The sequence below is a fragment of the Bianquea renquensis genome (assembly GCF_014384895.1).
In the GTDB taxonomy this organism is placed as follows: Bacteria; Bacillota; Clostridia; order Lachnospirales; family Bianqueaceae; genus Bianquea; species Bianquea renquensis.
In genome coordinates this window covers 137289-147577 of the sequence record NZ_JACRSQ010000006.1, presented here as the reverse complement: position 1 = coordinate 147577, position 10289 = coordinate 137289, and the positions used below count along the sequence as shown (strand labels likewise).

Genomic DNA, 10289 nt, shown 5'->3' with positions numbered 1-10289 from the left:
GGCTTTTAACCGTTGGGCTGGAGGAAACCGTGGGGAATGTGCTGACGGTTAAGGCCACGTCCATGGTGAACAACGCAGCGGAGGGCGACGCGACTGTGACGATTCTGGTGCTGGGCGACGGGGTGACAGTGGCCTCAGCGGGCAATGCCACTACAGTGAAAACAGCTAGAACGCTTCAGTTCAGTGCAACTGTGCTGGACGAAGGTTCATCGGAGGGCGTGCCGCAGGGCGTCACGTGGACGGTATCCGGCAATACCTCCGCCAGTACCTCCATTAATACCAGCGGTCTGCTGACGGTTGGCGTGGACGAAACCGTGGGCGGCACATTGACCGTTGAAGCAACTTCCGTTATCAACAATGCGGCAGTGGGAAGCAAGACGGTGACAGTCAACCCGCTGGCGGATACAGTGACGGTCTCCTCAACGGGCAATGCCACCGGCATTATGAGAGGTGGCTCCCTCCAGTTTACCGCAACCGTAACGGGCGAAGGCTCCACCACGAACGTGTCCCAGGGCGTCACGTGGACGGTATCCGGCAACACCTCCGCCAGCACCACCATCAGCTCTAGCGGCCTGTTGACCGTTGGAGAGGATGAAACAGTCGGCAGCTCATTGAATATAAAAGCGGTCTCTACGGCGAATCCCGCTGTTTCCGGAACAAAAACAGTAACAGTGGATTTGAGTGAGATTGCAAACATTACTCCCGGCTCAACGGATACCGTTACGATTGACGGCATTGAGTGGTACGTTTTGGCCAAGGAGAACAATCAGGCGCTGATTCTTTCCAAGAATGTATTGGAGAGGAGAAATTTTGGCTATATGTGGACGAGTACAAATAATACTGCTCTGAGGACTTACCTTAATGGGGACTGGTTAGCTGATAAAAGTGTTTTGAGTCAATATGCAGTAGAAACAGACATTAAAACAAGGCATGTGTCAAACTACACTGTAACAGATACTTTTAGTACGACAAACGATAAAGTATTCCTCTTAACTGACTCAGATGTATTTGGACTCCAATATAGCGATACTAGTTCTGATGGTTCTACGCCTGTAGCAGATGATTACACCTACAAGGGAGAAACACTCCCTGCACCGGGAGGAAGTTGGATCGCATACGATGAAAGCGGTACCGCTGTAGAATGGTATCTGCGCTCAACATACCAAGAGTTAAAATCAGAAATGCTTTATCAGAACGGTGTCTCTTCTGATGGCAATCATACTACCTTGTGTGTAACATTCTTTTGGAGCGATCCCATTTACTATGGCGTGCGTCCCGCTTTGTGGGTGACGTACCAGTAAAGCGTTCTAAAAAGATTAATGAAAAGACTCAAAAAGAAAGGATGAAAAAAATGACAGTAACAACCCGAAAGCGAAAAGTCATCTCGGCGGTGGCGGCAGTCGCAGTCTCGGCGGCCATTCTGCTAACCGGCACCTTTGCGTGGCAGAGCGTTAGCCAGACGGCTCTCAACGAGAAAACGGGAACAGTGAACCCCGGTGCCCGGCTGCACGACGACTTTGACGGCACCAACAAGGACGTGTACGTGGAAAACTTCATGAGCGCAGCCGAAGGCGGCGTGGCGATTTTCGCCCGCGTCCGGCTGGACGAGTACATGGAAATCGGCGTGGGCGCAGGGCTGAAAACCGGCGATGCGGATTATGACAGCAAGGAAGCCGTTTCTCTGGTAGCCGGAGCGGACATCAACGATGTCTCTACATGGAAAACCCACATCCCGGACGATGAAACCGATGTGTTCCACGACGATTACTGGAGCTGGACGCTGGGAGGACAGACAACGTATATGCCCACGTTCAACAAAAACAAGGACAGCCTCGCGGCGGACATCAACGGTACATACGACGGCACAGACGCGGCGGACGATATCCACTACGATGACTATGTGCCCTATGCCAACGGGGAACAGAAAACAGCCAACACGGTGTATGACGCGGACGAAAACGAGATTGACGAGGGCGACGGTGCGGTAGAGGGCGCCAATATTACCACAGTGGAAGAAACCCACACGGCCACCAGCACCCTAGACGGCACGGTGATGACCATGGCGGAGTGGAAGGCCGCCGGTTCGAAGCCTGGCGCATACTGGGTGTATGATGTGGACGGCTGGGCATACTGGGCGCAGGCCATAGAACCCGGCACCGCCACGGGCCTTCTGCTGGACGGAATCAGCCTCCAGAAAGAGCCGGGAGACAACTGGTATTACGGCATTAATGTAGTGGGCCAGTTCGCCACCATGGGCGACTGGGGCACGGCTGAAGGCAGCGACGGCTTCTTTGGCGAGAATGACGGCCCGGCGCCCACAGCGGACGCACTGTTCCTGTTAAATCAGGCAGCAGGGCGCGAACTGACGGTGAAGGTAACGGCCTCCGCAGATGAAGTGAAGCTGGGGGAAAGCGCAACCTTTACGGCAGCGGTGTCGGCAGGCGAAGCGGTGCATCCGAACCAGAAGGTAACATGGAGCGTATCCGGCGGTACGTCCGTCAGCACCAGAATCACCGGAGACGGTGTTCTGACGGTGGGCGCGGATGAATACGTGGGCGGAACCTTGACCGTGCGCGCACTTTCCACCGTGGATAACACTACCTTTGCAACCTATAGCGTAACGGTGCTGTCAAGCTGGGATACAACAGGTCTCGGCAATATGGCAGTGGGCACGCTGGAAACGGTGACGATTGACGGGAAAGACTGGTATTTGCTGGCGAGGGACGGCAACAAGGCGCTGATTTGGGCCAAGGAAATGGAAACGACCTTTGGAACAGACGGTGTCGATGTGTTTGACGGTATAGCAAATAACAACAATTCTGGCGATAACGTATGGGAGACCAGCAGCGTGCGAACATGGCTGAACGAAACCTATTTGACAAATAGCTTGAGCACTCTCAAAGGTCACGCTGTACAAACTGCCATCAACACCCGCAGCGAGTACAATGCAGATACCTGGATTACAACCCAGGATAAGGTATTCCTGTTATCCGAGGCGGATTTGTTTGGTACCGTTAGCGACCAAGCAACAAGCGACGCAAGAGATTACACTTATGGCACAAGCCAGTTGGCAACAAGCGTTAATATGAGGAAGTGCAGCAATGCTATCAGCACTTCCTACTGGCTGCGTTCACCGCGCAATAGTACCACGAATGTGGCGTATTGCAGTGCATCCAGTGGCAGAGTCATTAGCGGTTACTACTGGTACAATCTCGGCGTTCGCCCCGCTATGTGGGTCAATCTGGCCGGTTAAGTTTTAGAAGGAACAGCAAGCAGACTGTACTGTACGAGATACAGCATGGGCTTTGCCATAAGGGGAACAGGGCGGCGGTATGCCGTCCCTGCTCCCTGCCATACGCTTTCCTTTTTTGGAGAGCGCGTGGCAGAGAGCAGAAAGTTATGGTTATGTATTGTAAGCGGAAGGAGGGCTTTGTCATGCGTACAGCGATACATCGGACGATCAGCATGGTTTTGGCAGCGGTGTTTGTGGTAGGCGGCCTTATCACCGGCACGCTGGGATGGCAAAGCCTCGGCCAGTCGGCCAAAAACGAGACACAGAGCGAGGTTGCCTCCTATGCCGATGTGGAACTTGTGAAACTGGAAAAGCTGCCGGACGGCACGAAAACGGAAACATCTGTCCCTGATGCGGTCTTTTACCTGTTTGCCAAAGACGGCCAACAGATAGGGGGGCGATATGTGACCGATGAAAACGGAACAATCTCCGTTTCCCTGGAGCCGGGCGAATACTATTTTGAAGAATCCTCCCCGGCTCCCGGTTTTGCCTTTGACAAGGACGAGAAGGGCCAACAGCTTACCCGCTATCCCTTCACTGTCACTGGAGAGGAAACGGAAGCGGTGGTTGTCACCGCCTACAATATCCCGCTGCAAGGAGTGCTCTCGGTGCAAAAGCTGGTTGAAAATGCCGATGGTTCGCCCCTCGCCGACGAGCAGAAAGCGCAGGAATTTGTTTTTACCGTCGCTTTTTCCGGCGGCGGCGCCTATTCCTATTCTATCGACGGAGGCGAGCCGCAGGAACTGACAAGCGGCGGCACGCTCCAATTAAAGCATAATCAGACCGCTGTATTTGAGCAAATCCCTGTGGGGGTAACATACACCGTCACCGAGCAGCCTGTCCCCGGCTATACCGTGTCCGGCACCGGCCACACGGGGACTATCACCGAAATCGGCAGCGCGGCAGTGTTTACCAACACCTACACCCCCAGCCAGACGGGAAGCCTGACCGTCTCAAAGGAAATCGTGGATGCAAGCCCAGACGGCAGCGCCGACATCGCCAAGGAATTTACCTTTACCGCTGTGATCAGCGGTAAGACGGAGACCTTCGTGCTCAAGCATGGTGAAAGCAAAACTTTCCCCGATCTGCCGGTTGGGACGACTTACACCATCACCGAAACCGACTACACGGCGGAAGGATATGCCGCCACAGTGCAGGAATATACCGGACAGATCACCGGCGAGGAAGAACTGCGCCTTCCCTTCGCCAACGTCTACCAGCCCCCGATGGAATCCGGCAGCTTGACGGTGAGCAAAGAGGTTGTGGGCGACAATCCCGAACCGGACAAAGAATTTGCCTTTGCAATCACCTTCTCGGACGGCGGAATCTACGAATACACGGTGGACGGAGGCGAGCCGCAAGAGCTTACCAACGGCAGCCTCCTTGTTTTGAAGGGGGGCCAGCAGGCAATATTTGCAAACCTGCCGGACGGTATCGCCTACACCGTGCGGGAAGTGGACGCGGCGGGGTATCTCCCGGCGGTTGAGGAGATCTCCGGCATCATTGTGGGCGGAGAAAACGCCCTTGCCCGGTTCCAGAACCGGGTGCCGACCGAGCCGGAGCAACTGGCCACCCTTATCATCACTAAGAAGCTGGCGGGTGAATACCCGGAGGCGGATGAAAACAAGGAATTTCATTTTACCCTCACCATTGACGGCACAGAAACACAGTTTACTTTAAAATCTGGTGAAAGCAAGGATTTTGAAATCCCAGTAGGCGCACAATATGAAGTCCGCGAGGATGACGATTCCGCAGACGGCTATGCCCTGAGGATGGAAAACGGATATGGAACTGCCATTTCCGGCCGAACGATAGAAGTCACAGCCATCAACACCTACATAGGCGGAGTACAGGCCGAAATCAAAGGTGAGAAAACGTGGAAGCTGGGCGGCCATACTGTGGCCCTGCCGGAATCCATCACCGTGCGGCTCAAAAACGGGGATTTACTCGTGGAGGAAATCCCCGTCACCCCGGACGAAAACGGCCAGTGGCATTACAACTTTACCGCGCCCAAATACGACGTGGACGGGAACGAGATTGCCTACACTGTGGAGGAAGCGCCGGTTGCGGGTTTTATCCCTTCCTATGACGGCTTCAATATCCTCAATACCTACATTCCGCCTGTAGAAATCGACCCGCCTCACATTGAAAAGGTGGTGGAAGGCGAGAACGCGCCGGAGACAGAGTTTTCCTTCCTGCTGAAAGGTGAGAACAACGCGCCCATGCCACAGGGCAGCGACGGGAACACCAAAACCATCCGGCGCACCGGCAGCGGTGAATTAGAGTTTGGAACTTTCTCCTTTGCAGATTTCGGCGTTTACACCTACACCATTTCCGAACTGAACACCGGCGCGGACGGCTGGGAATACGATAATACCATGTACACCCTCACTTTCACCGTCACGCTGGAGGACGGCGAGCTTCATGCCTCCTACACCCTGACGAGAGATGGAGAAGCGGCGGAAAAGGCGCTGTTTACCAACCGCTACGATGAGAAGATGACAGAGCCGGACACCGTAGAAATTGCAGGCAACAAGACGTGGAACCACGGGGACAACCCGGAGGACAAGTGGCCCGATTCCATTGTCGTGGAGGTTTACGCGGACGGACAACTGGCCGCCCAGCGGCTGGTGACGGCAGGCGACGGTTGGCAGTATGCCTTTGAACTGCCCAAATATGCAGAGGACGGCCACGAGGTTGTCTATACCGTAGGCGAGGTAAATGTACCTGACTACACCACAGAAATCAAGGGATACGACGTACTCAACACCTACCATTCGAATAAGCCCGCTGACCCGGATAAGCCCGACGAATCCGGCGAGCCGGACAATCCGGGCAATCCCACGATCCCCCAGACCGGCGACAACAGCCATCTCACGATTTGGGTTGTGCTACTGTTCCTCAGCCTCACAGGGCTCATCATGACCCCGTTGCTTGGGAAGAGAAAATCACGTGAGAGAAAACATAAACGCCACTGAGCATTTGCTGCAAGCCAATACAATAGCGTGAGGACTGTAAAACTATTTTCAAAACATGGCGGTATCCGGATGGAACCGCCATGTCCAGTTTGTCTATATATCGGCATCGGGTATCACGGGGTTATGCTTTTTATTGCAGATACTAACAACATCATGGGGCGGCGCATTTCATCTTGCATTCCAGGAAGGCCCAGCATACTGTCAGGTGGTTGTGGCTCGACAATATGTCGAATTTCAAATTCATTTTGTAGTACAGTATTCAAGTAAGTGGTTAGAGTGCGATGGTACTTTACAACCGTTTCACCCAAAAACACCGCTTCCCGCTTGCCCTCATCGTAATAATGATCCACAGGAAAATGAAGGATTTCCCCGTCCTCATCGTAGTACCAATCTTGAGTTCCGTAAGATGTGAAGACAGGGTGTTCCACTGAAAAAACAAACTCGCCGCCATGTTTTATCCAACGGCTAATATTATGAACTAAAGGTACAAAATCTCGGACATAGTGAAATGCCAGCGAGCTGAGAACGACATCAAATGTTTCATCTGGAAAACGCAAGTCCTCCATAGCAATACAGCGGTACTCGATACCTGAACCTGCATTGATCTTTTCAGCTCTTTCAAGCATCTTGTGTGAAATATCTGTCCCTAAAACATAGGATGCACCACTGGCAGATGCGTATTTACAGTGCCAGCCATAACCACACCCAAGATCAAGAACTCTTTTATGAGTAAAGTCCGGAAGCAAAGTCTTCACAGTTCTTTGGGCCACATGCGCTTTAAAACCAGAACAGCTGCCATGGACAATATGACTTCCGCGGCGAATTGGGCATAGGCGAGTCCGTAAAGAGGGAATAGCCAATTTAGAAGGTAGAGTGCGGGGATCTCCAGAACGATCTTTCGAAGCAGCGCAAAAATAAGCGCCTTTCGCCCCATGCCGCAGGCTTGAAAGACGCCCACTGCAAGGAAGTCCATACAGAGGAAGGGAAGGGCCAGACAAAGGCCGTGGAGAAAGCGCGCTCCATATGCAATAATACGCTCATTTTCCATAAATAGGGAGATGAGAAAGTCCGCTCCCGCGTAGTAGCCTATGGCCACAATCGCCATAAAGGAAAGGGCGATCTTCGTTGCAAAGAGGAGCGTTTTTTTAACACGGTCAATATTTCCGCTGGCATAGTTATAGCTAATCAGCGGCATGATGCCCTGCGACAGTCCGAGCGCAATGTAGAGCGGTACCATATTGATTTTTTGGGCGATTCCCATGGCCGCGACAGCATCCGAACCGTAGGAGGAGGTAAAATTGTTCAACACGGTCATCCCTGTCACGTTGAGCAGATTTTGAATGGCCGCCGGTATGCCGACTCCACAGACGCCCAGTGTAATGGATTTCTTGAGTCGGAATTTGGACGGGCGGATGCATACATACGTGCTCCTGCGTTTGACAAACAGCAGAACAAAGAAATAGAGACATGCCACGCAGTTGGAGATGAAGGTAGCAAGTCCTGCGCCCGCTGCCCCCATATTCAGTCCCCAGGGCAGAATGAAAATCGGGTCTAGAAGGATATTGAGTAGACAACCGCTCATTGTACCGATGCTGGCATGGAGGGAAGACCCCTCGGAACGCACCATATAGGCCATGACCACATTTAGAATCGCCGGTACAGCGCCGCAGGTGACGGTCCATTTTAAATATTCGCCGGTAGCAGCGGCAGTCTCCGCATTTGCCCCTAGCATCGTCAGCAGCGGCGCGCTAAATAGAGTATAGACCAGTGAAAACAGGAGGCCGCAGAAGGCAGAACAGTAAAAGCCGAAAGCCGAGCTGCGGTATACAGTTTCATACTCCTTTTTGCCCAACGCCCGACTCATCATGCTGGAACTGCCAACGCCAAAAAGGTTATTGACGGCGTTGAAAGCCAGGAGCACAGGGGCCGCCAGAGTTACGGCGGCGTTTTGAACCGAATTGTTCAGCATTCCGACAAAATATGTATCGGCAAGATTGTAGAGCACCATGACCAGAGAACTAATGATGGTAGGGATTGCCAGCTTTATAACGGCTTTTGCTATGGGCGTCTGCTCAAATAGATATGTTTTTTGTGTATTGTCCATCGGTGTGATCCCTCTTTTTGAAAATTGTATGCTGTAAGCGCTGGCTCGCAGTCATTTTATTGCGGCAACTCCTACCTATTTGGCAAGGTTACGGTAAAGGTTGCGCCTTGTCCTGGGGCGCTTATGACAGTGATCGATCCCCGACACAACTCCAAAATCCGTTTGACGAGTGCCAGGCCAAGTCCGTTGCCAGCCTCTTTTCTGGATCGATCCCCCTGATAGAATTTCTCAAAAATATGTTTTTGCACATCCTCCGTCATTCCATCTCCTTCATCCGCAATACGAATCGAAATTTGATGCTCTTCAGCCTGCAGGGAAATTGTAATGACAGCGCCTTCGGGGGAATGTTTGATTGCATTATCCAGCAGATTGATCCAGACTTGATCGAGAAGGGGCTCATCGCCATAGTAGATCTGGCGCGGGAGTTCAATATCAAACTCTATATTTTTGGGCGACCATTTGTTTTCAAGGAGTAAAACCACCTTCCGCAGCTGTTCATCCAGGCGATATTCGTTCTTGCGAATGATGGCCTCCTGATTTTCCAGCTTTGACAGTGCCAAAATATTGCTGGTAAGATTGGAGAGCCTGCCGGAATTATCCAGTATCTTGTCTACATAGTGGTCATGTTTTTCTTTGGAGAGTGAGGGATCCTGCAAAAGCGTCGCATACCCTTCAATAGCCGAAATGGGTGTTTTAAATTCGTGGGAAACATTGGCAACAAAGTCATTCCGGAGCGTTTCAATATGGGATAGATCATAGGCCATAGAATTAAAGCGTTCCGACATTTCACGGATTTCGGCAATTTTCTCGCCGCCTGGAACTCGTACAGTAAAATTTCCCTTGGAAAGTTCATCAAATGCGTCGCTGATCTGCTGAACCGGGCGGATAATCAGCCTGCCTACAAAAAGTGCGATGATTGTCCCGACTAAGATACTGATTGCCAGAAATAGCATGACCGGCACATGGCGGTCCAGTGGATGTGCGTCGACCACGCCCCAGCGATAACTCAACAGCCACAATCCAACGGAGAGCAGAAATGCCGCCATAATGGTGCCAAAGACGATCATGGTAAAGTAGAGCCAGAGCTTTGAATGAGGCTTATGGTTCAACCTTTTTCACCGCCTTATACCCGAGTCCGCGGACCGTCACAATTTCAAAATCCTGGCAGTCGGAGAATTTGTCCCGAAGCCGGTTGATATGGGTATTGACCGTCCGCTCATCGGTTTCTGAAAACATACCCCATATTTCATCCATGAGCTGCTGTCGGGTGAAAATTTTATTGGGATAGGAGAGCAGTTTATACAGCAGATAAAACTCTTTCTGCGGCAGAATCGTTTCTTTTCCGCGGAGTGTAACCGTAAGGGCGTCGTAATCCAGTACCGTAGAGCCGACGGCGATTTTCTTTTCACTTGAGATTTTAGCCCTCCGCAGAAGCGCTTCTACCCGGAGGACAAGCTCCTTGACGTTAATTGGCTTTATCATGTAATCGTCCGTTCCGGCGCGAAATGCCTTCTGCATATCATCAAATTGATCTTTGGCTGTGACGATAAGAATTGGAAGGTTGTATTTGGCCTCCCGCAAGGATTTTGTCAATTCGTAGCCATCCATATTCGGCATCATGATGTCTGCGACAATCAGGTCGATATACTCCTTGTCCATGATTTCCAGAGCCTCCATGCCATCGGAAGCCGGAATGCCATTAAATCCCTTGTCAGATAGCACCGTACAAAACAGTTCACGCATATCGGGATTATCTTCTACTACGAGAATATTAAACATGCTGGCACCTCCTGAGGGCTTTCTCCTAACGCGATTATTATATCATAAAATGATACGCCAGTGTAAACAAAATTGCGTTTTGTAATATTCGCTCGCAGCGGACATATAGAGCGCCGGACATTGAGCGCAATGAATG

The 10289-nt window shown here is 51.8% G+C and carries 7 protein-coding genes; 3 read left to right on the top strand and 4 right to left on the bottom strand.

What is annotated here, in order from left to right; translation table 11 throughout:
• From H8730_RS06060 to H8730_RS06050, 3 genes are all read left to right on the top strand, one after another.
• On the top strand, positions 1-1301 hold a 1301-nt coding region (locus H8730_RS06060), incomplete at its 5' end, for a DUF6273 domain-containing protein (protein WP_249289571.1).
• A 50-nt stretch (positions 1302-1351) separates the two neighbouring features.
• Positions 1352-3253: a DUF6273 domain-containing protein gene (locus H8730_RS06055; RefSeq protein ID WP_249289570.1), complete on the top strand. Its 1902-nt coding sequence runs from the start codon at positions 1352-1354 to the stop codon at positions 3251-3253.
• Between the two features lie 182 nt (positions 3254-3435).
• A complete protein-coding gene (locus tag H8730_RS06050; RefSeq protein WP_249289569.1) occupies positions 3436-6270 on the top strand; it encodes a DUF7601 domain-containing protein in 2835 nt (944 codons plus the stop codon).
• Between the two features lie 113 nt (positions 6271-6383).
• On the opposite strand, the gene H8730_RS06045 is transcribed toward H8730_RS06050, so the two are convergent.
• The 4 genes from H8730_RS06045 to H8730_RS06030 all read right to left on the bottom strand — a co-directional run bounded on the left by H8730_RS06045 (position 6384) and on the right by H8730_RS06030 (position 10153).
• A complete protein-coding gene (locus tag H8730_RS06045) occupies positions 6384-7076 on the bottom strand; it encodes a class I SAM-dependent methyltransferase (protein WP_249289575.1) in 693 nt (230 codons plus the stop codon).
• Positions 7022-8374: an MATE family efflux transporter gene (locus tag H8730_RS06040; RefSeq protein ID WP_177719729.1), complete on the bottom strand. Its 1353-nt coding sequence runs from the start codon at positions 8372-8374 to the stop codon at positions 7022-7024. The genes H8730_RS06045 and H8730_RS06040 overlap by 55 nt, the downstream gene beginning before the upstream one ends.
• 71 nt (positions 8375-8445) lie before the next feature.
• Positions 8446-9483, bottom strand: coding sequence for a HAMP domain-containing sensor histidine kinase (locus tag H8730_RS06035; RefSeq protein ID WP_249289568.1), 1038 nt, complete (start codon positions 9481-9483; stop codon positions 8446-8448).
• Positions 9473-10153: a response regulator transcription factor gene (locus H8730_RS06030; protein ID WP_249289567.1), complete on the bottom strand. Its 681-nt coding sequence runs from the start codon at positions 10151-10153 to the stop codon at positions 9473-9475. The genes H8730_RS06035 and H8730_RS06030 overlap by 11 nt, the downstream gene beginning before the upstream one ends.
• Between the last annotated feature and the right edge of the window lie 136 nt (positions 10154-10289).

What these genes read in the sequence shown, in the direction of transcription:
- H8730_RS06050 (WP_249289569.1), top strand. Translation starts at nt 3,436, where the DNA reads ATGCGTACAGCGATACATCGGACGATCAGCATGGTTTTGGCAGCGGTG.
- H8730_RS06040 (WP_177719729.1), bottom strand. Translation starts at nt 8,374, where the DNA reads ATGGACAATACACAAAAAACATATCTATTTGAGCAGACGCCCATAGCA.
- H8730_RS06055 (WP_249289570.1), top strand. Translation starts at nt 1,352, where the DNA reads ATGACAGTAACAACCCGAAAGCGAAAAGTCATCTCGGCGGTGGCGGCA.
- H8730_RS06030 (WP_249289567.1), bottom strand. Translation starts at nt 10,153, where the DNA reads ATGTTTAATATTCTCGTAGTAGAAGATAATCCCGATATGCGTGAACTG.